This window comes from Rhodoglobus sp., assembly GCF_053580035.1.
Window position 1 is genome coordinate 204,223 of sequence record NZ_JBMDVL010000002.1, and the last position, 23,203, is coordinate 227,425.

Annotated in this window: 24 protein-coding genes; 10 read left to right on the forward strand and 14 right to left on the reverse strand. The window is 61.5% G+C overall.

What is annotated here, in order from left to right; translation table 11 throughout:
• Window positions 1-32: 32 nt before the first annotated feature.
• From ACOH1Z_RS10265 to ACOH1Z_RS10275, 3 genes are all read left to right on the forward strand, one after another.
• Window positions 33-1,073: a zinc-binding dehydrogenase gene (locus tag ACOH1Z_RS10265; protein ID WP_449648394.1), complete on the forward strand. Its 1,041-nt coding sequence runs from the start codon at window positions 33-35 to the stop codon at window positions 1,071-1,073.
• A gap of 108 nt (window positions 1,074-1,181) precedes the next feature.
• Complete coding sequence (locus ACOH1Z_RS10270; protein ID WP_449648395.1) at window positions 1,182-1,574, forward strand: gamma-glutamyl-gamma-aminobutyrate hydrolase family protein; 393 nt, start codon at window positions 1,182-1,184, stop codon at window positions 1,572-1,574.
• 70 nt (window positions 1,575-1,644) lie between these two features.
• Window positions 1,645-2,085 carry a hypothetical protein gene (locus tag ACOH1Z_RS10275; protein ID WP_449648396.1) on the forward strand — a complete coding sequence of 147 codons (441 nt, stop codon included), beginning with the start codon at window positions 1,645-1,647 and terminating at the stop codon, window positions 2,083-2,085.
• Here ACOH1Z_RS10275 and ald read toward each other — a convergent pair.
• The gene (gene ald / locus ACOH1Z_RS10280; RefSeq protein ID WP_449648397.1) at window positions 2,082-3,170 is read right to left on the reverse strand and encodes an alanine dehydrogenase; all 1,089 of its coding nucleotides are present in this window, start codon (window positions 3,168-3,170) and stop codon (window positions 2,082-2,084) included. The two genes, ACOH1Z_RS10275 and ald, sit on opposite strands and share 4 nt — an antisense overlap.
• A gap of 151 nt (window positions 3,171-3,321) precedes the next feature.
• Between ald and ACOH1Z_RS10285 the strand changes: the two genes are divergently transcribed.
• Window positions 3,322-3,792, forward strand: coding sequence for an Lrp/AsnC family transcriptional regulator (locus ACOH1Z_RS10285; RefSeq protein WP_449648398.1), 471 nt, complete (start codon window positions 3,322-3,324; stop codon window positions 3,790-3,792).
• A 3-nt stretch (window positions 3,793-3,795) separates the two neighbouring features.
• Here ACOH1Z_RS10285 and ACOH1Z_RS10290 read toward each other — a convergent pair whose 3' ends face one another.
• Window positions 3,796-4,272 (reverse strand): GNAT family N-acetyltransferase, encoded by a 477-nt coding sequence (locus tag ACOH1Z_RS10290; RefSeq protein WP_449648399.1) that lies wholly within the window; start codon window positions 4,270-4,272, stop codon window positions 3,796-3,798.
• A gap of 195 nt (window positions 4,273-4,467) precedes the next feature.
• Between ACOH1Z_RS10290 and ACOH1Z_RS10295 the strand changes: the two genes are divergently transcribed.
• Window positions 4,468-4,941 carry an SRPBCC family protein gene (locus ACOH1Z_RS10295; RefSeq protein WP_449648400.1) on the forward strand — a complete coding sequence of 158 codons (474 nt, stop codon included), beginning with the start codon at window positions 4,468-4,470 and terminating at the stop codon, window positions 4,939-4,941.
• Here the strand turns inward: ACOH1Z_RS10295 and ACOH1Z_RS10300 are convergent.
• From ACOH1Z_RS10300 to ACOH1Z_RS10330, 7 genes are all read right to left on the reverse strand, one after another.
• Entirely contained in the window at window positions 4,938-5,507 is a 570-nt protein-coding gene (locus ACOH1Z_RS10300) for a TetR/AcrR family transcriptional regulator (protein ID WP_449648401.1), read from the reverse strand. The two genes, ACOH1Z_RS10295 and ACOH1Z_RS10300, sit on opposite strands and share 4 nt — an antisense overlap.
• Complete coding sequence (locus ACOH1Z_RS10305; protein WP_449648402.1) at window positions 5,500-6,363, reverse strand: alpha/beta fold hydrolase; 864 nt, start codon at window positions 6,361-6,363, stop codon at window positions 5,500-5,502. Before ACOH1Z_RS10305 ends, ACOH1Z_RS10300 begins: the two co-directional genes overlap by 8 nt.
• 89 nt (window positions 6,364-6,452) lie before the next feature.
• The gene (locus tag ACOH1Z_RS10310; RefSeq protein ID WP_449648403.1) at window positions 6,453-7,346 is read right to left on the reverse strand and encodes a F510_1955 family glycosylhydrolase; all 894 of its coding nucleotides are present in this window, start codon (window positions 7,344-7,346) and stop codon (window positions 6,453-6,455) included.
• Window positions 7,347-7,431: 85 nt separating this feature from the next.
• Window positions 7,432-7,878 (reverse strand): hypothetical protein, encoded by a 447-nt coding sequence (locus tag ACOH1Z_RS10315; protein WP_449648404.1) that lies wholly within the window; start codon window positions 7,876-7,878, stop codon window positions 7,432-7,434.
• Window positions 7,879-7,946: 68 nt separating this feature from the next.
• Window positions 7,947-8,423 carry a DUF1801 domain-containing protein gene (locus ACOH1Z_RS10320; RefSeq protein ID WP_449648405.1) on the reverse strand — a complete coding sequence of 159 codons (477 nt, stop codon included), beginning with the start codon at window positions 8,421-8,423 and terminating at the stop codon, window positions 7,947-7,949.
• A gap of 9 nt (window positions 8,424-8,432) precedes the next feature.
• Window positions 8,433-9,122, reverse strand: coding sequence for a DNA alkylation repair protein (locus ACOH1Z_RS10325; protein WP_449648406.1), 690 nt, complete (start codon window positions 9,120-9,122; stop codon window positions 8,433-8,435).
• Between the two features lie 63 nt (window positions 9,123-9,185).
• Window positions 9,186-10,235: a threonine aldolase family protein gene (locus ACOH1Z_RS10330; RefSeq protein WP_449648407.1), complete on the reverse strand. Its 1,050-nt coding sequence runs from the start codon at window positions 10,233-10,235 to the stop codon at window positions 9,186-9,188.
• Window positions 10,236-10,701: 466 nt separating this feature from the next.
• On the opposite strand from ACOH1Z_RS10330, the gene ACOH1Z_RS10335 reads away from it, so the two are divergent.
• The 5 genes from ACOH1Z_RS10335 to ACOH1Z_RS10355 all read left to right on the forward strand — a co-directional run bounded on the left by ACOH1Z_RS10335 (window position 10,702) and on the right by ACOH1Z_RS10355 (window position 15,507).
• A complete protein-coding gene (locus tag ACOH1Z_RS10335; protein WP_449648408.1) occupies window positions 10,702-10,968 on the forward strand; it encodes a hypothetical protein in 267 nt (88 codons plus the stop codon).
• 177 nt (window positions 10,969-11,145) lie between these two features.
• On the forward strand, window positions 11,146-12,060 hold the full coding sequence (locus tag ACOH1Z_RS10340) for a cation diffusion facilitator family transporter (protein WP_449648409.1): 915 nt from the start codon (window positions 11,146-11,148) through the stop codon (window positions 12,058-12,060).
• A gap of 80 nt (window positions 12,061-12,140) precedes the next feature.
• Window positions 12,141-13,166 (forward strand): L-threonine 3-dehydrogenase, encoded by a 1,026-nt coding sequence (gene tdh, locus ACOH1Z_RS10345; RefSeq protein WP_449648410.1) that lies wholly within the window; start codon window positions 12,141-12,143, stop codon window positions 13,164-13,166.
• Between the two features lie 59 nt (window positions 13,167-13,225).
• Window positions 13,226-14,404, forward strand: a complete 1,179-nt coding sequence (locus ACOH1Z_RS10350) for a glycine C-acetyltransferase (protein ID WP_449648411.1) — start codon at window positions 13,226-13,228, stop codon at window positions 14,402-14,404.
• A gap of 71 nt (window positions 14,405-14,475) precedes the next feature.
• Window positions 14,476-15,507: an NADPH:quinone reductase gene (locus ACOH1Z_RS10355; protein ID WP_449648412.1), complete on the forward strand. Its 1,032-nt coding sequence runs from the start codon at window positions 14,476-14,478 to the stop codon at window positions 15,505-15,507.
• Here ACOH1Z_RS10355 and ACOH1Z_RS10360 read toward each other — a convergent pair.
• The 5 genes from ACOH1Z_RS10360 to ACOH1Z_RS10380 all read right to left on the reverse strand — a co-directional run bounded on the left by ACOH1Z_RS10360 (window position 15,494) and on the right by ACOH1Z_RS10380 (window position 23,093).
• Window positions 15,494-17,062 (reverse strand): hypothetical protein, encoded by a 1,569-nt coding sequence (locus tag ACOH1Z_RS10360; protein ID WP_449648413.1) that lies wholly within the window; start codon window positions 17,060-17,062, stop codon window positions 15,494-15,496. The two genes, ACOH1Z_RS10355 and ACOH1Z_RS10360, sit on opposite strands and share 14 nt — an antisense overlap.
• Window positions 17,063-17,209: 147 nt before the next feature.
• The gene (locus ACOH1Z_RS10365; protein WP_449648414.1) at window positions 17,210-19,219 is read right to left on the reverse strand and encodes a glycoside hydrolase family 13 protein; all 2,010 of its coding nucleotides are present in this window, start codon (window positions 19,217-19,219) and stop codon (window positions 17,210-17,212) included.
• The gene (locus ACOH1Z_RS10370; protein WP_449648415.1) at window positions 19,219-20,145 is read right to left on the reverse strand and encodes a sugar ABC transporter permease; all 927 of its coding nucleotides are present in this window, start codon (window positions 20,143-20,145) and stop codon (window positions 19,219-19,221) included. Before ACOH1Z_RS10370 ends, ACOH1Z_RS10365 begins: the two co-directional genes overlap by 1 nt.
• Window position 20,146: 1 nt before the next feature.
• Window positions 20,147-21,760, reverse strand: coding sequence for an ABC transporter permease subunit (locus ACOH1Z_RS10375; protein ID WP_449648416.1), 1,614 nt, complete (start codon window positions 21,758-21,760; stop codon window positions 20,147-20,149).
• Between the two features lie 100 nt (window positions 21,761-21,860).
• Window positions 21,861-23,093, reverse strand: a complete 1,233-nt coding sequence (locus ACOH1Z_RS10380; RefSeq protein WP_449648417.1) for a sugar ABC transporter substrate-binding protein — start codon at window positions 23,091-23,093, stop codon at window positions 21,861-21,863.
• Between the last annotated feature and the right edge of the window lie 110 nt (window positions 23,094-23,203).

The following is a 23,203-nucleotide window of genomic DNA, read 5'->3' on the forward strand; positions in this document are numbered from 1 at the left end:
AGATCAGTATACCTACGAGGAGTCTCCCCCCAATGGACGTTGCCCCCACCATGCGTGCCGTACAGCTCACCCAGCACGGAGGGCCGGGGGTTCTGCGCGTGACCGAGGTGGCCACTCCTGTTCCGCGGGCCGGCGAAGTTCTCGTCAAGGTGAGCGCCGCCGCTCTGAACAACACGGATCTGTGGACGCGCGAAGGCGAGTACGGTCTGCCGGGCCCTCGCGCGGGGTGGCGTGGTCCGCTCGACTTCCCGCTCATCCAGGGTGCTGACGTTGCTGGCTATGTGGTCGCACTGGGCGAGAGCGTCGCTGGAAGCGCTCTCGGTTCGCGCGTCGTGATCGACCCCGCCGTCTACGATGCCGACGAGCCGGATGCCAACATCACGGGACTGATGGGCAGCGAACGCGACGGCGGTTATGCCGAATATGTGACCGCACCGGTGAACCGCATCCACGAAGTGACGGAGTCGAAACTCAGCGACGATCAGCTCGCTGCCCTCCCCATCTCCTACGGCACGGCCCTCGGCATGATCGAACGCGGCCGGTTGCAGTCGGGTGAAACCGTGCTGGTCTCCGGGGCATCCGGTGGTGTCGGTGTTGCGCTTGTGCAGCTGGCACGGGCGCGCGGTGCCCGCGTGATCGCGATCAGCAGTGGCTCCAAAATTCAGGCGGTGCTGGATGCAGGCGCTCACGTTGTTGTCGACCGCGCGAACGACATCGTCGAGCAGGTGCGCGCCGCCGCCCCCAATGGAATTGACGTTGCCCTCGATGTTGTCGCCGGAGACCTCGTTCACGACGGACTACCCCTGCTGCGCAAAGCGGGCCGCTGGGTAGTTGCCGGAGCACTCGGTGGACACACCATTGGATTCGACGTGCGCGACCTTTACTTGCACAACCGGCAACTCATCGGCTCCACCATGCACACCCCCGACCACTTCGAACTGCTTATGGGAATGGCGCGACGGGGCGAGATTACACCTCTCGTCGCGGCGACCTTCCCGCTCGAGCAGGCGGCTAAGGCGCAAGAAGAGCTCGCTCGCCGGGCGCACGTGGGCAAAATTGTGTTGCACCCTTAGGCTGAAGCGCAAATCAACTTCTCGTTCCTGCCCCGGCGGACGATCCCGCTTCATTTAGGCTGACCTCAGCGGTCCGAGCGACCGGATGCAGGCAAGAGGATTCCGCGCATGACCAGCACCCCTGAGTACGTTCCCACCATCGTGTTGTCGAAGGCTTCGGCCGGTGGCGCCCACGAAAAGCCGGAGCTCACGGCGCTGATTCATGGGCTCGAAGCATCCATGAAATCGGCGATCGAAGCGACCGGTGCTCGCGTCATCAGCGTTGACGGTTTTACCGACGCCGATGTGGATGTCGTCGGCGCCGGACTCACCGCCACTGGTCGCGCGGCTGACGGCGTTGTCGAAGCGGTGGAAAGCACCGACCCGACCTCTCCGCTTATTGCCGTGCAGTGGCATCCCGAAGACGACAAGTCGAGCGAACACGACCGTGAACTGCTCTTTGGGTGGCTAACGGCGCAGGCGCGTGAGTTTCACTCCCGCCACAGTGAAATTGCGGTTTAGTGTCGGACCTCGACGGCCGCACGAGTCACTCAATCTTGTGAACGGCTACCGTGACTGGCAGGCTTCCCGCATGAGGAAACAGGTCGCGACGATTGTTGCGATCGGCGCGGCCCTCACTCTCGCGGGATGCGTCACTCCACCGGAACAACAGGCAGACACCGTTGTTGGGGATGCGGAAATACCGGAGTGGCTAGGCGACAGTCTCGACCTCCCGTCATCCGACCTAGTGTTTCTCGGCGAGGATGACGGAATGACCGTCTATGCGAGCCGAGACGAAGACGGCAATCGGTGCGTCATCGCTATCCTTGCGCCATCGTCAACCGGCAACGGTGATGACGGGAGCGCGTCCACTAGCTGCGTGCCTCCCGTCATTTTCGCGAAGGAAGGAGCGATGCTCACGGTTGGCGGCGGCGGTCATAGCGGCGGCGCCCACTTTCTCCCGCCCGGGTTCAACAAACAACTCCAACCGGGCTGGGTTCGCGTAAGCCCGCAACTCGCACTCCGCGACTAGCGAACCGCCATTGCGGCGCGAACACCCGCGTTGACGATTTCGCCACCGGCGACGTTCAGCCCGCGAGCAAGAGCCGGCGATGCGGCAGCGGCAGCATCCCAGCCCAGATTCGCGATAGCGACAACGTAAGGAAGCGTGGCATTGCTGAGCGCGCGAGTGGACGTGCGAGGAACAGCGCCGGGCATGTTGGCTACGCAGTAGTAGAGCGAGTTGTGAACGGCGAACGTGGGGTCGTCGTAGGTCGTGGCGTGGGAGCCTTCGAAGCATCCGCCCTGATCGATGGCGATGTCGACAAGCACCGAACCGGGCTTCATCGAGGCAACCATTTCGTCAGTGACCAGCTTGGGAGCTGCGGCACCAGGAATCAGGACTGAACCGATGACAAGGTCGGCCTCAAGAAGCTGCTCAGCGATTTCGTAGCGAGTCGAAACACGAGTCTGGATTTCACCGTTGAAGCGCTCTTCGAGCACCCGGAGTCGGGGCAGAGAGATGTCGATGATCGTGACGCTGGCGCCCAATCCGAGAGCGTTGGCCGCAGCATGCTCACCAGCCACACCGCCGCCGATAATGACGACCTTGGCTTTCGGCGTTCCGGCGACTCCGCCGAGCAGTTGTCCACCGCCGCCCTCAGCCTTGAGCAGAGCGTGGGCGCCAGCGACGATCGACAAGCGACCCGCGACCTCACTCATGGGCGCGAGAAGGGGAAGCGAACGGTCGTCGCCCTGAACGGTCTCGTAGGCAATCGCGGTGGTGCCGGAAGCAACAAGGGCCTCGGTCAGGGCGCGGTCGGCCGCGAGGTGCAAGTACGTGAACAGGGTGAGGTCTTTGCGAAAGTAGCCGTACTCCGACGCGATCGGCTCTTTGACCTTCACGACGAGATCGCCAGAGGCCCATACCTCGTCAGCCGCGACGACGATGCGCGCGCCCGCAGCCGCGTAATCCTCGTCGGAGAAGCCACTTCCAAGGCCGGCTCCGGACTGCAGAGTGACGGTGTGCCCGCCTGCGACCAAGGTGTCGACGCCGGCTGGAGTGATCGCAACGCGATTCTCGTTGTTCTTGATTTCAGTGGGCACAGAAATTTGCATCGACTTACCTTTCGCAGTTGAGTGGTGTAAGCCTGTCAGAAATTCTGCCTTTAGTGAGAAAGTCCGAATTCTATTCGGAAAAATTATCTATAATGGTGAGAATTGGAGTTAAAACCCTACTCACCGCCCCGCCCAGCCGAAGGATATTCGCATGATCGATGACCTTGACCCGATCGACACGAAGATCCTCACGCTTCTCTCCCGAGATGCCCGCATCAGCAATGCGGCAATCGCTACCATAGTGGGCATTGCCGCATCCACCGCCCACACCCGCATCAAGTCCCTCTTCGACCGCGGTCTCATCACCGGATATCACGCCGCTCTCAATCAGGCGAAGCTCGGTCGGGGTCTTCAAGCGATCATCGGAGTATCACTGCGCTCGGGCGCCCGCCAAGAAAGCATTCAGGCGTTCACTGACGAAGTTCGCCAGCTGCCCGAAGTCATTCAGTTGTTCTTTGTCGGCGGGAGCGATGACTTCTTGGTGCACATTGCGGTCTCGAATTCGTCTGAGGTCAGGCTCTTCGTCGTCGACCATCTCTCAGCCCGGCACAGCGTTGCCTCCACCAATACCAGCATGATTTTCGAGTACCACCGCAACGCCGTCGCGACCGACTTCTCCTAGGACCTAGTAATAGTTCGGCGCAGTGAGCGGCCAGTCACGGGCAATCCACGCCGGAACGAACTCGCCCAACGCTGCTTCCACAGCAGAGCCGACATACTCGTCGCGCACCCACCACGAAATATCGGCATCCGCCCCTGGTTCTTCCGCAGGGTCGATGTAGACGCACCCAATGAGCTCGGTCTCGTTCGCGTCAAAGAGGGCGAAGTTGAATGACTCGTGCATTTCCATTTCGTCAGCATGGCGTTGGAGGTCTTCCCGATCCTGTTCCGCCGTCATGGTCGCCGGTGGCCAACCCCAGGCTTCGCCATAAAGCGACCACAACCGTTCACGTGAGCCCATCACTGCAGGCATATCAAGCTCGGTGTCGGATGCTCGGATGGGGCGAAGGTGATGGCCCGTCGGAAGGACAACGTGAGTCGGATGCTGCCACTCAGCTGGTAGCCACGGTGCGGTCTCCAGCGGTTCAGTTGACTCAGACACGATCAGCACCTTCCCATACGTGCGCTAGTGAGAGTGAGTGGCACGAGCCTAGCGCCGCCCAGAGAATCCGGGAATCTAGAATTCTGGGAATCTCTCGAATGCCACCTGCGCGATCGCTGCAAAATCAGGTATTCGTCGAGCTCAGTTTTCTAGAGTGAAGGAGGTAATTATCCACACTCGATAGGAGGATTAGTAATGGGAACCGTAAAGAAAGACGTTCAGGTCGATGTTCCAATTAGCGTCGCCTACAACCAGTGGACACAGTTCGAAGACTTCCCCGCATTCATGTCTGGTGTGACGTCGATCAAGCAACTCGATGACCGCAGACTGCACTGGGACGTATCCGTCGGTGGAGTTGAACGCGAATTCGATGCCGAAATCGTCGAGCAAACTCCAGACGAGCGCATCGCCTGGAACAGTACCGGCGACAAAGTTCACGCCGGTGTCGTGACGTTCCACCGCTTAAGCGAAGACACCACCCGCGTCACCCTCCAGATGGACTGGATGCCCGAAGGTTTCGTCGAGAAGGCTGGCGAGATTCTGCAGATTGATGACATGCAGATCGCGAGAGACCTCACCGAATTCAAACGACTTATCGAATCCAACGGTTTCGAATCGGGCCAGTGGCGCGGAGAAGTGCCACGTGCAGAGGACGCGACGGGACGTTAGTTTGCATCCCACGCGGCGAGCGCCGTCACCACGCTTTCAACAAGCCGGCTGAAGCTACGTTCGCGGTCGACGGGAAGCTCGAAGGCTCCGCCCGTTTCGAGCGAGACAAAGCCGTGCAGCGCTGAGCGGAGAAAACGGGTGGCATCCACAGCGTCATCATTGCGCAGGTTGTAGCCCGCCAAAACAGCGAAGATCACGGCAACGCTCGCAGCCGACACGGCCACGTCATCCGCATCATCGGGTTCAGGTGCGCGCACGGTGAGCGGATACTGCCCTGGATGTTGCAGCGCCCAGTCGCGGTAGGCAACAGCAATGCCACGAATGGCATCGTCGCGTGACCGCCCGACTGCGGCCTGCTCCAGGACCGTGGTGAGCTTGGCTTTGGCGCTGAGCATAATGCCGCGCTGCACACCGCGCACACCGTCAACGTGCTTATAAAGCGAGGGGATTCTCACTCCAAAACTCGCCGCGACGTTCGCCAAGCTGAGGCTCTCGGGGCCGTGATCGTCAAGAAGTTGCGCGGCTCGTTCGATGACGGCGGTGGTGCTGAGCCCGGCCCTAGGCACGGTTGCCTTCGCTTCCGTCGTCTGCGACGCCGCGACCCGTTGCACTGAGAAAGTCAAGAATCGCAGCGGTCGTCTGCTCAGGCTGCTGCGATTGCGGGTAGTGACCGGCATCCTCGATCATCACGGTCGTGCCGCCGAGAGTGGAACTGATCCAGTCAGCTTCAGCTTTCGGGTGGGGAAAGTCGGGATCTTTGTCGCCCATAATGACAAGCGTAGGGGTCGTGATGGCGGCCAAACTCTCCCCCGCCGTCACGTGATCGGTGCGCGTGGTGAGACTGAAGGCGCGCGCATAGCCGGGGCGCTTGAGCGCCGCAATCACCCCTTCCCGATACTGGGAGAAGTCATCGGGCTTGGCGCCCGCAGAGAGTTTTGGCAGATACGCCTTCCACACCCCGGCAGCCCAGGGGCGCGCCATCAGGATCCGCATGACGAGCTTCATGAACGGATTCGCGGATGCTGGCTCCCGCACGAATGGGCCAACAAGCACGAGACCAGCGACGAGGTCGGGCGTTTCTGCCGCGGCAATCACTGCAGCGCCAGCACCCATGGAGTTGCCTACGACCACGGCCGGAGCATCCAACTTTCGCAGGAGTGCCGAAATGTCGGATGCCGTCGCGACGTCGCCATAGGAGGGGAAGCTCGCGTCGCTATCGCCGTGGCCGCGGAGGTCGGTGGCCACGACGCGGTAGCCAGCAGCCGCGAGCGCGGGAGCCAGAAAGCGGTAGGTCGAGCGGAGGTCGCCCATGCCAGGGACCAAGAGAACAAGGGGGCCAGTGCCACGCTCATCGAAGGCGATGGTGCCACCGGGCACCGTGAGGTACTGGGTGGTTGCGTCGCCTGAAGGTCGTTTCGTCATGTGGCTAAGATAGTTAGCCTACAGGCTATTGTCAATAGCCGATGCCGATGCCGACGCGCCGCGGAGACGGCCCCCTTGCCCTAGCGCGGCTAACCCGCCGCGAGAACCGTCCACGATTCGCCACCGTCGAACGACTCAACAAGCCCACGGTCATCGATCAGCGCAATGCGCTCGCCGCCTGTACCGGTCGTCAGCGCATAGGCAGTGCCCTCAACCGTGCCTCGATCAGACCACGCCTCGCCCTCAGCCGAACGCACCCAAACGACGCCCTCAACATCCACACCAACGAGTGCGCCTTCAACGTCAGACGGCGCTGCGAGCAGATAGAGAAGCGGTGTATCAGCGAGCGAGCTAAAGGACTGCCCGGCGTCATCACTGACCATCATTCCGTCAGGAGTCGTCGCATACAGCCGGTCGGGTACGTTCGGGTCAGGCACCACTGCATAGGCCTGGATGCTCGCGCCCTCGGTCCACGTGACGCCGCCGTCAGCACTGGCCAGCAGTGGCGCTCCATCTGAAGACAGCCCATAGAGCCGGGTCGGATCGTTCTGATTCACCGAAAGTGCGTGAAAGTCAGTCGCACCAGCAAGCGACACGCTCGTCCACGACTCCCCCGCATCCGCGCTAGAGAGGAGCCCCAGGTTCGGGCCCTCGAAAGTGGTTGACCCTGCACTTGGATGCCCTGACACGAAATACTGGTCGCCAGCCGACGCGAATCCCATCGCATCGAACGTCTCACCACCAAGCGGACCGCTCAACTCGCCGGCAGCATCCACCCGATAGATGCCCTCATGGCTTGCCACGAGTACGTTCTCGTCAGAGTCGATGCCTAAACCATGCACGTGCTCGAAAACGCTGAGCGCTGACGGCGCAATCTCCGCACTCTCAAGAGGGGACGTTGGCGCACACCCCACCAAGCCGACGGCGGCAACGGTTGCGCCGCCAATGAGCGCAACGACATTCTTCTTGATTCTGTTCTTCACTGGGTTCCTTCACGTTCTTCGTACACACATCGGCAGCACCACAACGGATGCCGTAGAGATCTCGGCGGAGCCGACATCAGACCGATCAGGTGCGACTAATAGAAAGTGCGTGAAGAGACGGTGTCTGCGCGTGCGCAAGAGTGCCAGCATGCTGCGATGCCACCGGAGCGATCGGCGCGAAACCGGCGCACTCTGCACGCAACGACGCCACGACCACCAGGCCGGTAAGGGCTGCGACAGGGGTGCAGTCAGCTATCGTCATCGATGAACCGGAACCGACAGGGCACGGGCACAGTTCGACACTCGGGGAGTCGGACTTATGGGGGATGACGTCAGTATGAATTACTGCGTGCTCACTGACTCCGTGCGTGCTGGATGCGTGCTGCGTGTTGGCGTCAGCAGCCACCGCGTGCATCATCACTAGCGCAAGAACTGTCAGCAGCGCAGCGATCAGCAGGAGAGCAGCACGCAACGCTCGAATAACGTTTATCGCTTGCCCCGTCACGCCAACCACCCCCTTCAGTGCATCCACCTCGATCGTAATCGACAGCAGAGGCCCCCGGCTGAGCAGCAGCCCCTAACGGGGCGAGGCCTGCTTGCTCATCGTCCGCCAGCAGTGCGCTGGTGGTAGGTCAGCGCCATCCGCACACACTCGCGAAGTTCGTTCACAGGGATGCTGTCGCCGACAGAGAACAACACAGCGCGTTCACCCTCATACGTGAAGGTGCGCCCAAATTGGGCTCGAAAATCGTTGACCAAATTGGTGCTGCAGATGAAAAACATCGCATAGTCGTGTGCCGACTTAGCGTTCGTCGGGGCGATCCGAACGGTGCTCCCGCTGCGTGTCTCCTTCGTGAGGTACGCAGGCTCTCCCCATTTAAGGGTTTCGGTGATCGCGCCAACACCATCTGTTTCGGATGCTGTAGCAAGAATGAGGTCGCGAAGCACCACAAGCTCACCGCGCAACGGTTCGGGCCAATCGTTAAAGGTGGCTGCGACCTCGGGTGGCATACCGGCCGTAGCCGCATTCGCATCACCCGTGCTCGTGCTCGTGCTCGTGCTCGCCGACTCGCTCATGTTTCGACGCTACCGCTCCTCTTGGCGACGCACCATCTCTGCAATCCACAGGGGCGCATACGGCGAAGTGCAGCCCGGTGGCGTCGGATAGTCCTTCAGTACCTCAAGCCGCTCGCCGATCTCGAGAGCACGGTCTCGCAGTTCAGCGTGCTCGATTCCGATGAAGGCGAGGGTGTTATTCATTTCCCATTGCAGGCGATCCGGGGCATCTTTCATCTCGGCATCGACAACATCGAGCAAGCGGGGAAGATCGAGGCCGTCAGCATTCTTGCGAACCCGGTCAGCCGTGAGCGCCCAGCCCGCGCTCCTCACCGAAGCATCTGGATCGGCCGACCACGCCACGCGCAACTCCTCAAAGTGCGGGCTCTTCTTCACGACATAGTTGATCAACCAGTCGCGAACTTTCGATGCCCGCGCCTGGCGCACCATGGCATCCAGTTCAGCACGGGTGAAGTCTTTCGGGCGGCAAATTAGTAACGCAACGAGCTGGGCTGCGGTGTCGTCAGTAGCCCACAATTCGAGGGCAAGCGGATGCTGCGTCTTCAGCCCTTTGGCAACAGCTCTCAGCTTGCTGAGATTCACACCGTGGTCATCGCCGTGGCGTTCGTTTACTGCCCGCACTTTCGCATCCTCGAGTGCGGCCAACTCCGCCAGCACGGAATCAACCGTCGCAGGGCGCGTTGTTGTAGAAGCGGTCATGTCTCGACGGTACTCCTCCAGCCGTCAGCGCACCATCCGCGCATTGCGGGGTGCGCAGGCTGCCTACCCCAGTTCGCGAATGGCAGCCACGAAGGCATCAATGTCGGCAGCCTGGTGGACATACGACACCACAATGCGCACAACCCCTGCCTCCCACCGGTTGGCGTAAAAACCGAACCCGCGATCGTGGAGTGCTTCGGTGAGCTCATCGGAGAAGATGGCGAAGAGGATGTTGCTGCCGGGCTCACTCGTGACAGTCACGCCGGCGACATCCGCGATTCCCTCACGAAGGCGCGCAGCCATCGCGTTGGCTTGACGTGCGTTATCGAGCCAGAGGTCATCGGTGAGGTAGGCGTCGAGTTGGGCTGCCTGAAAACGCATCTTGGAGGTGAGTTGTCCGCCGCGCTTGTGACGGAACGACAATTCGGTCGCCAGGCTCGGATCAAAACAGACAATGGCATCCGAGGTCAGCGCACCATTCTTGGTGGCGCCGAAGGAGAGCATGTCGACGCCAAGCTTCCACGTCATCTCCGCCGGCGAAACATCGAGAGCAACAAGAGCATTCGCGAAGCGGGCACCATCCATGTGGATGCGCAGCCCGGCGTCGCGCGCAATCGTCGTCAATTCGCGCAGTTCGTCGATGGTGTACACGCTGCCAGTCTCGGTGACCTGCGTGATGCTGAGCACGGAGGCTTGCACACTGTGCACGTCGCCGACCCCCACTTTTACGGCAGCCCGAAGTTCGTCGGGATCAATCTTGGAGTGCTCGCCGCCGAGCAACACAATCTTGGAGCCGTCGGTGAAGAACTCGGGCGCACCGGCCTCATCATTCTGAATGTGGCTATCAGCGTGAGCGAGGATGCTCCCCCACGGCCGGGTCAGAGCGGCAAGGCCAATACCGTTCGCTGCTGAACCCGTTCCGACGGCAAAGACGTCAAGATCGCACTCGAACGCTGCCGCCATCTTCGCGCGCATCTGGGCGGTGAGCGCATCGTTTCCATAGGGAGCTGCCGGGCCAGCGGATGCCGCAACGATGGCATCCAAAATCTGCGGCGAAGCACCGGCAGCGTTGTCACTCAAATAGCCGCGCAGGATGGAGTCGGTCGAGGTCATGGCAGCTTTCTGTAACGAAGAGTACGTGATGCCAATCGTTGCACCGTCGGGCCTTGGGCCACCGGTTGCTGTTGACAATCGCGCCACCGCAGAAAGCGAAACTGTCGAGTGACCGGCGACGATCAGCACTGCTCCGAGCCACTCTTAGTCGATGATAACTCCCGGCGGCTGTGCGGGATAGTCGCGCGGTCGTGGCAGCGGACTAGCGCAGCATTGTTGCGCCGAACGCAACGCGGCGACGCCCCCGTGGGGGCTATGTTGCGTCATCATCAGCAGCCACGCCGTGAGTATTTTTGCATCAGCGTGAGCAGCGAATGTCAGCGACTGCGGAAATGCTCACATGAGGGGTCGACAGACGGCTCCCAAAGGGGTTGAATCAAAGGTGCACGAAACCGCACAGCAGCGGTGCACCCCCGGATGAGTGTCCGACGTCATGAATAGTGTGAACTCGAAGGAGTAGATAACTATGACGATTGCCTCGCCCCGGCCGACCGAAGGTCCCGCCGACAAAGCACGCCCGACAGTGGCGTGGACAAGCATCCAAGCGGGTCTCTGGGTGGGCAATGCCGGCGGCGAATTCGCTGGCATGATCGAGCGAAACTCCAGCGGCGAATACTTCATCAGCGACAACCGTGCATGCCCCCTCGGTACCTGCACAACGCTCGATGCTGCGAAGGCCCGCCACCAACGCCAGTTTCGATCGAGTTCCTCGGTGCAGCAGCCCCAGAATTAGATCGCGCGCTAATCCCTTGAGCCTCACGATAGGGATGCGCCGTTAGGGCAATTAGACTCGCCCCATGAGCCGAACCACGACCGTGCGCCACGCAGGCGCCCGCTCCCTCTGCTGGCTCAACGACGCCAATCTCGGGCACCTGCTCACACCGCCGCTCAGCGCAGTGGAGATGAGCTAGTGGGCGCCGGACACAACCACGCGGCCGGAAACAATAATCGCCGCCGATTGTTGATCGCGTTCATCATCACTGTCGGTGTGGTCATTGCTCAAGCGATCGGTGCCATTGTCACTGGCAGCCTCGCACTGCTCGTCGACACCGCACACATGCTCACCGACTCCGCCGGGCTTCTCATGGCCCTTCTCGCTGCTGGCCTCATGCAGCGCCCCGCCACCAACAAACATTCTTGGGGTCTACGACGCACCGAAGTGCTCAGCGCGATGGCACAGTCATCGCTGCTTTTTGCGGTCGGAATTTATGCTCTCGTGGAAGGCATCCGACGGCTGTTCGACCCGCCTGAGATTCAGGCTGGCAGCCTCCTCATCTTCGGAATTATCGGCCTCGTCGCCAATATCGCCGCCATGATTGTGCTCACCGGTGGCCGAAACTCTAACCTCAATATGAAGGCCGCGTTCCTCGAAGTCGTCAATGACGCTCTGGGCTCCGTCGCTGTCATCGTGAGCGCGATTCTTATCGCCACCCTCGGTTGGTATCAAGCGGATGCAGTAGCCGGCATCCTGATCGCAATCCTGATTGTGCCGCGCACGATTATCCTGCTCACCGCAAGTTTGGGGGTGCTGCTGGAATCCACACCCAAAGGCATCGATCCGGAAGATGTTCGCGCCCACATCATGGAGATGGAGCATGTCACCGACGTGCACGACCTGCACATCACGCGCATCTCCTCCGACCTGCCAGTGCTCACCGCCCACGTCATTGTCGAAGATTCCTGCTTCCGCGACGGGCATGCTGGTGAAATGCTGCCGGCACTGCAAAAGTGTGTCGCCGAACATTTCGAGCTCAGCATCGAACATTCGACGTTCCAGATCGAACCCGAAAGTAACATCGACCGGGAGCACGTGCACCACCACTAAGACACAACCGCCGAGATCGCATCACCGTCACGCCACAAGCCCACCGGAGATGACGCCCTCACGACTAGGAGCAATCAACGATGAAAGCCCTCTATAAGGACAAAGCCGGACCCGGCTTGATTTTGGCCGAACGCCCAGAACCTACCCCGGGTCGCGGCGAAGTAAAGATTCGTGTCGCACGCACCGGCATTTGTGGCACCGATCTGCACATTGAGTCGTGGGATGCCTGGGCCGCCGGAGCGATCAACGCTCCCCTGATTCCTGGCCACGAATTCTCCGGCCATGTCGTTGAGCTCGGCGAGGGTGTCACCTCGGTAGACGTTGGCGCTCTCGTCTCCGGTGAAGGCCATGTGGTCTGCGGCCACTGCCGCAACTGTCGCGCCGGGCGACGCCACCTGTGCAAGTTCACGTCAAGCATCGGCGTGAACCGTGATGGGGCGTTCGCCGAGTTCGTGGTGATTCCCGAACAGAATGTGTGGCAGCATCCGCTCGATATCGACCCCGAGCTTGCTGCCATCTTCGATCCGCTCGGCAACGCCGTGCACACTGCGCTGTCGTTCCCCATGGTTGGCGAAGATGTGCTCATCACTGGCGCCGGCCCCATCGGGCTCATGGCCGCGAAAGTTGCGCGCCACATTGGTGCCCGCCACATTGTGATGACCGACGTCAACGAAGAACGGCTCCAGCTCGCCCGAGAAATGGGCGTGAGCCTTGCGATCAACGTGTCCACAACGCGCATCTCCGAAGCCCAAGAGCAGCTCGGCATGAAAGAGGGCTTCGACATTGGCCTCGAAATGAGTGGGCACGCAACAGCCCTGCCCGAGATGATCACCAACATGAACCAGGGCGGCCGCATCGCCATGCTTGGCCTCCCCGCCGAGCCGATCAGCATCGACTGGGCCACCGTCGTGACCCACATGATCACGATCAAAGGCATCTATGGCCGCGAAATGTTCGAGACCTGGTACGCCATGAACGCGATGGTGCACACCGGTTTGGATGTCGCTGCCGTCGTCACCGACCGCTTCCCCGCCGAACAGTGGGAAGAGGCATTCGCCACCGCCCGCCGCGGCAACGGCGGCAAAGTCATCATCGACTGGTCGTAGCCGACCACCCCACTTCGGCTGCGCTACTGCGGCCACCCCGCAACTTTCAGGAGAACATCATGTACGGAACAGTTCGCGAACAACTCACCGAGACTCTGGGCGAGATCCGCTCGGCCGGTCTCTACAAGACCGAACGCCAACTCGATACTGCCCAGTCAGCCCACGTTGAGTCAGCGGGCAAGCCGGTGCTCAACTTTTGCGCCAACAACTACCTCGGTCTTGCGAATCACCCGCGATTGGTTGCCGCTGCCAAGAACGCCCTCGACGAATGGGGCTTCGGCATGGCAAGTGTGCGCTTTATCTGCGGCACCCAGACCCAACATGTTGAGCTCGAGAACCGGCTTTCGGCCCTGCTGAGCATGGAGGCGACCATCCTGTTCCCCTCCTGCTTCGACGCCAATGGCGGCATCTTTGAGGTGTTGCTCACCGCCGAAGATGCCGTGATTTCGGACGAGCTCAACCACGCTTCGATCATCGATGGCATCCGCCTTTCCAAGGCCGCCCGCTACCGCTACAAGAACCGCGACATGGCCGACCTTGAGGCCCAGTTGGTTGCCGCGAAGGATGCCCGTCGCCGCCTTATCGTCACCGATGGCGTCTTCTCGATGGACGGCTACCTCGCCCCGCTCGAAGCGATCTGCGATCTTGCCGAGCAGTACGACGCGATGGTCATGGTCGATGATTCGCACGCTGTCGGCTTCGTCGGCGAGAGCGGGGCGGGCACTCCTGAGCACTGCGGAGTTTCTGACCGCGTCGACATCATCTCGGGCACCCTCGGCAAAGCGCTCGGTGGAGCATCCGGTGGTTACATCAGTGCCCACGCCGAGATCGTGGAACTGCTGCGCCAGCGCGCCCGCCCGTACCTGTTCTCCAACGCCGTTGCACCATCCGTGGTTGCTGGCTCAATCGAAGCGCTCAACCTTGTAGCGGAAGGCGCCGAGAGCCGCGCCAAGCTCAAAGCGAATGCTGAACAGTTCCGCAGCGGGATGGCTGAGGCCGGGTTCACGTTGCTGCCGGGCGAGCATCCGATCATTCCGGTCATGTTCGCCGACGAGCATGAAGCTGTCGCGATGGCGGATGCCCTGCTCACGCTTGGCGTGTACGTGATCGCTTTCTCATTCCCCGTCGTGCCGCTCGGAAAAGCTCGCATTCGCGTGCAGGTGTCTGCCGGGCACTCGAGCGAGGACATCACGCGCTGCGTTGAAGCCTTTCTGGCGGCGCGGGAGTCGATCACGTAGTAGCGACAGGATTCTTCGGTGAGGTTGGTGGTGGGAGAAATTTCCCGCCCCTCGACCGTGTTGTCCTCAGCATGAAAGCAATTGTTTACCGCGAGACCGGCGACCCTTCTGTCCTTCAGCTTGTGGAGCGGCCAGTGCTCGAACCCGGTCCTGATGAGGTGCGCGTGCGCATCGTCGTGAGCGGGGTAAACCCTACCGATTGGAAGTCACGCCGCGGCGCAGCATCCGGTCAGGCATTGCCCTTCGACGACGTCGTGCCCGGCCAAGATGGTTCCGGAATTGTCGAGGCGATCGGCGCTGACGTTCAGAATGTTGGCGTGGGTGATCGCGTGTGGCTGGCGCTTGCCGCGTACCAGCGCGCGAGCAGCGGCACGAGTCAAGAGCAGGCGGTGCTTCCCGCCGAACGGGTTTTCGTTCTGCCAGACAGCGCGAGTTTTGACCAGGGTGCAAGCCTCGGGGTTCCCGCGATCACCGCGTACCGCGCGCTCACCGTTGCCGAAGACGGACCCGACCAACTGCATCCAACTGCTCTCGCTGACAAAGTTGTGCTCGTGGCCGGTGGAGCCGGCGCTGTCGGTCATGCCGCCATTCAACTGGCGCGGTGGGCCGGAGCAACCGTCATCACGACCGTGAGCGGCCCAGCGAAAGCTGCACTCGCCACCGCGGCTGGCGCCCACCATGTGCTCACGTACACCGACTCCGACATCGTCGACCAGATTCGCGCGATCGCTCCAGATGGTGTTGATCAGATTGTTGAAGTCGCCCCCGCCCAGAATGCGGACCTCGACCTCGCGGTCATCCGCAATCGGGGGTCAATCGCGGTCTACGCCAACAACGGCGGAGATCTCGTGACTCTCGACGTGCGCCGCCACTTCGCGCTCAACGTGCGCTACCAATTCGTGCTGCTGTACACCGTCGGGATCGACACGATTCGCGCGGCAGGAGAAACGATCAACGGGGCGCTAGAAGACGGTGCCCTCGGCATCGGTGACGAGACAGGTTTGCCGCTGCACCGTTTCGATCTTGCCCACGCGGCGGATGCCCATGCTCTCGTTGAGAGCGGAGCGGTCGGCAAGGTGCTCATCGACGTTACGGCCGAGTGATACTCGCCGGGCTGAAGTCGAGAATCTGAAAGCGGCCGCAGTCGATCGTGGTCGAGGGCAGGTCCTCGGCGGCGGGCGGAAGAGTGAAGGGCGAGCTCTGATCGTCAACAATCAGAAATGACACCTCGCGCTCGGTAAAGTCTGCTCGATCGACCAGCCACGCGTAGTCGCGAAGAGCGAAATCGGTTTGGATGAGCTTGGTCGGATCATCCGCGTGAGTCTTGACGGCGCGAACACTCCAGAACTGGCCGGCACCAACCGCGCCTGACGCGTTCACCCAGCCGACGGCACAGGTGAGTGATGCATCCTGCTCGGTCGCTCGCTGGGCTGCCGCCGGAAGTGCCGCGACAAACACGGCACCGCCGAGCAACGCGGGCACTGCGGCGAAAGCTATGAGCCGCCGCCACGGTGTTTCGGCGGGTGCCGCGCGCCGCGCATCCGCGATCAGAACGACAAGGGCGAGAGCCGGAGCGAAAGCCCACGGCTGCAAGTAACGGGACGCTTCGGTGCCCATCAGGATGAAGCCAACCGTGGTCGCTAAGGGAGCAAACCACGAATACGCCGCGACAACAGCGGAGGCGGTGGCACCGTGGCGAAGCGAGTGCACGGTAAGCCACACGCCGAGCAGTGTCAGCGCGACGATGATGGCAACCGCGAGAACGCCGGCCGGACTCGACAGTCGTTCAAGGAGCAGGGACCAGTAATACTCGAAGGATGCCCGGGAGCGACTCGGCTGAAGGTAGTTATCCGGGTCTGCGACGATCCACGGCGCGAGCGGAATCCGCAGCAGATACCCGAGCGCGGAGCCGCCAACAAGCGCGACGATTGTCCACAGCGGCGGGCGCCCCCAGCGAGGACCAGCGGTAACGACAATCACGATCACGACAAGGGGCGCAGTGGCCCACGCAAGGTAGAGCGGGTTGGAGAATACCGAAAGCGCCACAATGGCGAAGAGTGCGATCACGAGGCCGCGTCGCGGCGATGGGCTAGCGACGATGCGGCGCGTAAAGCCCACAGCGAGCACGGCGCCCAAGACCGTCGCTGCGTAATAGGTGGTCATCGCCACAAGCGAGGCAAGTTCTGGGCTATCGCCATCACCGCTGCCCTCGGTGATCGCGAGGAGGCATACGGTTGCGAAACCTGCGGTCGCTGCGAGCGCCGCCCGGTTGCCCTTGACCACCGTTAGTGCGGCAACTCGAAACACCAGGTACAGGGCAACAAAGTTCGCAACCGCCGAAAGGAATTGTGCTTCGTGGATACCCCGGCCAGCCAGCGAGAGCAGAAGGAACAGGGCGATCTCGGGCACGAACAGCACGGCAGACATCGCCCAATTGCTCGCAGTGCCCTCGAGGAGTGACCGTGAGAATAGGGGCACGATCATGGAATCGCCATCGAGGAACATCAACTCGCCACGCCCAGATGTTCCAGCCAAGTAGGTGACCACAAGCAACGCGAGGCCCACTGCGCCAAGCAGCCACAAGAGCTCGATCGCCAGGGAGCGCAGAACCCGCCCGAGAGCGCGATCGGTGTTTGCGGTGACTGCGGCGATACGCATTCAACCCACTCTCTCGACAGCGGACTTGTCGGCGCGCGGGTACACGGCGGCAGGGCACAAGGTGCCATGCAGAATCTAACACCAGCGCAACCCTTGCGCGGCCAGCAATCCTGAGGCATCCGGCCAGCGGCGCGGTGCTGAGCGCGACTAAGCGGGGTACTCGACCCCGGGCAGAGTCCAGATAGCGCAAGTGTGGGCGGCCGCCGAGAGCGTGAGCCCGGCGGGAGAGGATGCCAGAGTCGCGTCACCCGTGAGGAACGCGGGTGCTGTGACATCCGCCCCGCTCGTCGCGGTGCCTTCCGAAGCGTCGTCGTTCGGTGCCAACCCGGTCGCGGCAATGGCCCCCGCCCGGAGCGTCACGGTCAGCGGCGAGCGCGCGACAACCACGAGCACGGTGGCGTTGGCATCTTCGCGCACAAAGACGAGAGCGTCAGCGGCAACGTGCAGCCAGCGCAGGCCACCGTGCGAGAGTGTGGGCAGTTGGGTGCGAAGCGCGATCAGCTGGCGATAAACATCGAGAGTCGGCGCAATAGCGGGGTCAGTTTCGGTTCCCCACGGCATCGGTGTGCGCGACATTTCGCCATCGTCACCGCTGAGGCCGAACTCGTCACCCGCGAACACGACGGGCACCCCTGGCAGCGTGACCGAGAGCGCGAGGGCGAGTGGCACATTCTCGGCGGGCGCATGGGTGCGGAATCGCGCGGTGTCGTGAGTGTCGAGCGCGTTCATGTTTCCGAGCCGGATGCGCCACGGAATGCTGGCCGTGAACCGTACGGTCATTTCAGCGAAGTCTCGCGCGCTGTAGTTCGGGATGCCACCGATCGGCTGCCCAAAGAACCACGCCTCGGGGTCGATAGAACCATCAGCCGTCACATGCGAGGTGTCCCCCGGTTCAGTGAGCCAACCCCACACCGGCCGCGTGAACGAGGGATAGGTCATCGCTCCGTGCCAGGCATCACCCTGCAGATCGCTCGCGGCATCGTTCGTCGACTCCGCCAACAGCACCGTGTCAGGATTCACGTCTTCCATGGTGCGACGGATGATCTGCCGCACCTCCTCGTTGAGGTCTTCAGCGCCCATTCGACCGGTCATGTTCGCGACATCCACGCGCCAACCGTCAAAGTTGTACGGCTCCTTCAACCAGTGCGCGACCACCGAATCTTCGCCCTCGATGAAGCGGCGGCGCAGCTCGGTCGAGTTCCAGTTGAACTTGGGCAGGCTTGGCGTACCCAGCCAGCCAACGTACTCGGTGTGCTCGTCATTCGTGAAGTAGTAGAAGTCACCCTCGGCAGCGTCCGGCTTTCCAATCGCTGCCTGAAACCACTCGTGGGCGTCGCCCGAGTGGTTCGTCGTCAGATCGCCGATGACCTTGAGGCCGCGAGCGTGGGCCTCCCCCACCAAACGGAGCAGCGCTTCGCGCCCGCCCAACAGTTCATCGACATCCACGAAACTCGACGCGTCATAGCGATGGTTCGAGCGAGCCGGAAAGATGGGCGTGAGGTACAGCATCGTCACGCCGAGCGAGGTCAGGTGCTCGAGGTGCTCGGTGATGCCGTCGAGGTCACCCCCATAGAACTGTTGCGACCGCCCTGGCAACACCGGGTCGACCGGTTCATCCCAGCGGGCAGCGATGGCCCACTCAGGCTTCGCGTGAGCGTCAGCAGCGGATGACCGGGCGAACCGATCCGGGAACACCTGATACATCACCGTCTCTGCCAACCACTCCGGGGCGGCCGGAGTGGCAAGCAGCGCAAAGTCTTCGGAGTCGAGCGTCTCGATCGAGTGCAGCCCGCTCTGGTTGAGCCATTCGATGCGGCCGGCATTGCCGTGCGCGGAAGCGGCAAGATCCGACGCGCTGTGGCGTGGCTTTGCCTCGACATCATCCGCAGCATCATGCACGAGCAACCAGCGATAGCCGTGACGCAGGTTGTCGACAACGATGTCAGCTTGCCACCAGTCCCAGCCCGCCGCGGTTCCGGTGAGGCGAGCATCCGTCCAGCGCGGTTCGTGGTCGGGATTTTCACGCACCCGCACAGCCTTCAGCGGGCCGTAACCCACCGGCACGCGAAGACGCAGCGTGACGGTATCGCCGAGCGCGGGCGTCTGCGTAGAGACGTGCAGCGCCGAGCCATCGTGGTGCGGCAGAAGGGCATCCATTACTTCACGCTTCCTGCCGTTAGCCCACCGACGATGTACTTCTGCAGGAACAAGAACAGGGTCATCACGGGGATGGCCGCGAGCACGGCACCGGCAGCGAAAATGCTCCAGTTGCGCGAGAACTCTTGAGACACGAATTGGTAGAGGCCAACCGCGAGGGTCTGCTTGTCTGGATCGATCAGCACGATGCTGGCGATTACGAATTCGCTCGTCGTTCCCACAAACGAGAGCAGACCGACGACCGCCAAGATAGGCGCAACGAGACGCAGGATGATCGTGAAGAAGATGCGCGCGTGACCTGCGCCATCGATCTTCGCTGCTTCATCAATGGATGACGGCACAGTGTTGAAGAACCCGTACATCAGGTAGGTGTTCACTCCGAGCGCGCCGCCGAGGTAGACCATGATGAGCCCGATCTGGCTGTTGAGCCCAATCGCGGGGAAAATCTCTGAGATGCCCGAGAGCAGCAAGAAGATCGCCACAACCGCGAGCAGCTGCGGAAACATCTGCACGAGCAGCAGCGTGAGCAGCCCGACCCGACGCCCGATGAACCGCATGCGCGAAAAGGCATATGCCGCGAGCGCGCCTAGGAACACAGTTCCCAGCGAGGAAATGCCGCCGATCAGCAGGGTATTGCCGAACCACGCTGCGTAGGGCTGCTGAGGCCGGTTAAAAAGATCGACGTAGCTGCCAAAGTTGAAACTCGAGAACAGCGAGTTAGCGGTGACAAGGGTGCCGCCGGGGTTCAACGACGCGCTAAACACGTACAGCAGTGGGAACGCGGCGAAGATCGACATGATCACGCCAATGATGTGACGCCAGCCGGTTTCGCGGGCCCAGCGCTTGAAAGAGCGTCGGGGGTGGCCGACGACGACATTCGGACTGACAGCGACATCCGGGTTCTGCTTCTGAGCTGTTGCAGTCATCTCAGTTCAACTCCTCAAGCGACTTCGTGCGACGGAAACTGATGATTGCGATGCCCGCGACCAGAATGAAAATGATGATTGCGAACGCGCTCGCGAGACCGTAATCGCGGTTGGCTCCCACGAAGGCGACCTTGTAGACCATCGAAATCAGGATGTCGGTTGCACCAACATTCACCCCGGCGGAGACATCGCGCGGCCCACCGTTGGTGAGCATGTAGATGAGGTTGAAGTTGTTGAAGTTGAACGCAAACGACGAGATCAGCAGCGGTGCCACCGAGACCAGCAACAGCGGCAACTTCACGAATCTGAAGATCGCCCACGGTTTTGCACCGTCCACGGTAGCGGCTTCGGTGAGCTCTTCCGGGATTGCCTGCAGAGCACCGGTCGTGACTAAGAACATGTAGGGAAAGCCGAGCCACAGGTTCACGAATAGCACCGAGCCCTTGGCCAACCACTCGTTCGTGAGCCACGGCACTTCGGCCCCACCCAACAGCACCGTATTGATGAAGCCGAACTCCTGATTCATCATTCCGGCCCACACCAGTGCAGACAAGAAGCCAGGGAAGGCGTAGGGCAAGATCATGATGATCCGGTAATACTTGCGGCTCTTCATCCGTTTGTCGTTGAACACGATCGCCAAGAACAGGCCGAGCGCGAAGGTCGTGAACACCGAGAGGAACGCGAACGCGAAAGTCCACACAGTCACACTAATCAGCGGACCACGGATGGATTCCTCAGTGAACGCGCGAACAAAGTTGTCGAGCCCCACCTCGATTTTCCATCCCGGCAGCAGCTCTTGACCGGAATCGGAGGTGAAGGCACCGGTGCCGATATCGGAATAGGTGATGCCCGTGTTTTTGTCCCTCATCGTGCCGGCGGCTTCGTCATAGTCGAGAGACGAGGTGTAGAGGAAGGCGCTTGAGCCGTCGGGGGTGCGCAGCATGCCGTCATTGGGGTCGTCAGTGAGGGGAACGCTGATGGCCGCGATGGCGTTTTGGCGGCCGAGGATGTCGTGAAACCCGAGACTCGTGTAGCCATCGAGGCCTACGGCAACCCCGCCCTCGAGCCGCGCATTGTTCACCTCTTTTAGCGGACGTTCTTCGCCACCAATGCTTACGCTGCCGTCGGGCTCGGTGACAAGAAAGGAAATCTCCCCGAGCTGCTCGAGCACCGTCAGACGGTAGTTTGGCGAATCCTCAACGCGGTTCTGCGATGACAGCAGTAGCGAATTGACGGCATCCGCTTTCGTGGAATTGTGGCCGGTTCCGTAGTTCGTGAAAGCGATGTAGCCCGAGTAGAGCAGCACAAAGATCTGAAAAATGGCGAGAAAGATCAGGCCCGGCGCGAGGTACTTGGCGGGTAGCTTTCCGCGGGAGAAGTAGATCCAGTTGACGAGCAACGTGACCGCAACGACGAGTCCAGCCACCAACCACGATTCGCTGCGCACAAGCACAAACAGCGCGTAGATCGCGATCGCGTCCACGACACCGAGACCCAGGATCTTGATGGCGACAATTTTCCAGCCACCGGAGGCGGCATCCGCAATTCTGGTAGCGCGCTTAGCGCGGGCCGACTGCCGGATGGGGCCGGGATCAGTCTCAGGGGGTGTCGTCACGGGGATTCTCCATCGAAGGCGTGCGGTTCATTCAGAACGTGGGGAAGGAAGTGCAGGGAAGGAAGTGGCCGCCCGCTTGCAGGCGGACGGCCACCGTGAGCTATCCGGCGATAGCTGTCTGAATGTCGCCCGACATCTTCTGCCAGAGCGAAGTTGCGTCACCACCGTTGATGATGGCGGCTTCGGTCACACCCCAGAACTCCCAGACCGCTCCCATTGCGGGGATCGAGGGCATGGGCACTGCGTTCTCCCCAACGGCACCGAATCCGGCAACGATCGGGTCGGCGCTTGCTGCTTCGAAGGATGCCGTGAGCGCTGGTGCGCGTCCGCCAACTTCGAACAGCGCGGTCTGCACATCTTCGCTACCCATGTAGTTCACGATGAATTCGTTGGCAGCGAGTGCGTTCTCGCTCTTGGAACTGACGAAGAAGCCCTGCACACCCACGAATGGCTGTGCTGCTTCACCACCGGCTGAGGGGATCGGGTCGATTGCAACATCGATGCCTGCCTCGACAGCTGCGGGCACGTTCCACGGTCCGGTCAGGTAGAAGGGTGCTTCTCCAGCGATGAACTTCTCCTTGGCGAGGTCGCCGGTGATGTTCGTGTTGAGCACCCCTGCGGCACCCTGAGCAGCGAGCCACGCAGCGAACTTCTCGCCACCGGCGTTGCCGATTTCGAGAGCGTCGGCGTCGTAGCTTCCATCACCGGCGGTGCCGAATACGGGTGCACCGAACGAGGTCTGGAACGGGTACAGGTGGTACGGGTCTGCAGCTTCGGGGTCGAGTCCGACCAAGAACGGGTACTCAGTTCCCGCCGCATTGCCCATGGTGACCATCTCGTCGAAGGTCGCCGGGGTGCTTGGCGCGAGGGCCGTGTTGCGCACGAGAGCGATGTTTTCGATCGAGTAAGGAACGCCGTAGACCTGACCTTCGTAGCTCATCGCGGTGATGGCGACGTCTTGGAAGGCATCCGCTTTGTCGCCGAGTTCAACGGGAGCAACGACACCGTTTGTCACGAAGGTTCCCAGCCAGTCGTGGGCGCCGATCACAATGTCGGGGCCCTTACCTGTTGGGGCTTGGGCGATGAACTGGTCACGAATGTCACCAAATTCTTTTTGCACGAGCTTGACCTCTACGCCAGTCTCGGCGGTGAAGTCTGCTGCGGCGTCTTTGAGCACTGCGGCGCGGTCGGCGTCGACCCACACGGTGAGCGAGCCACCGTTGCCAGAGCCGTTATCTGCTGAATCGGATGCTGCTGTGCATCCGGTGAGTGCCAGCGATGCAGTAACTGTGAGCGCGCCTACGGCCCACAGTCCTTTGTTGTTCACCCTCATTGGTGGTGCCTTTCGTCAGTGAAAGCATTGCAAACTGCAAGCGCTTCCATGTATACCTCTTATAGACACTTTTCAGCAAGCACCTCTTCGTAAAATTTCAGGGTTTTCGT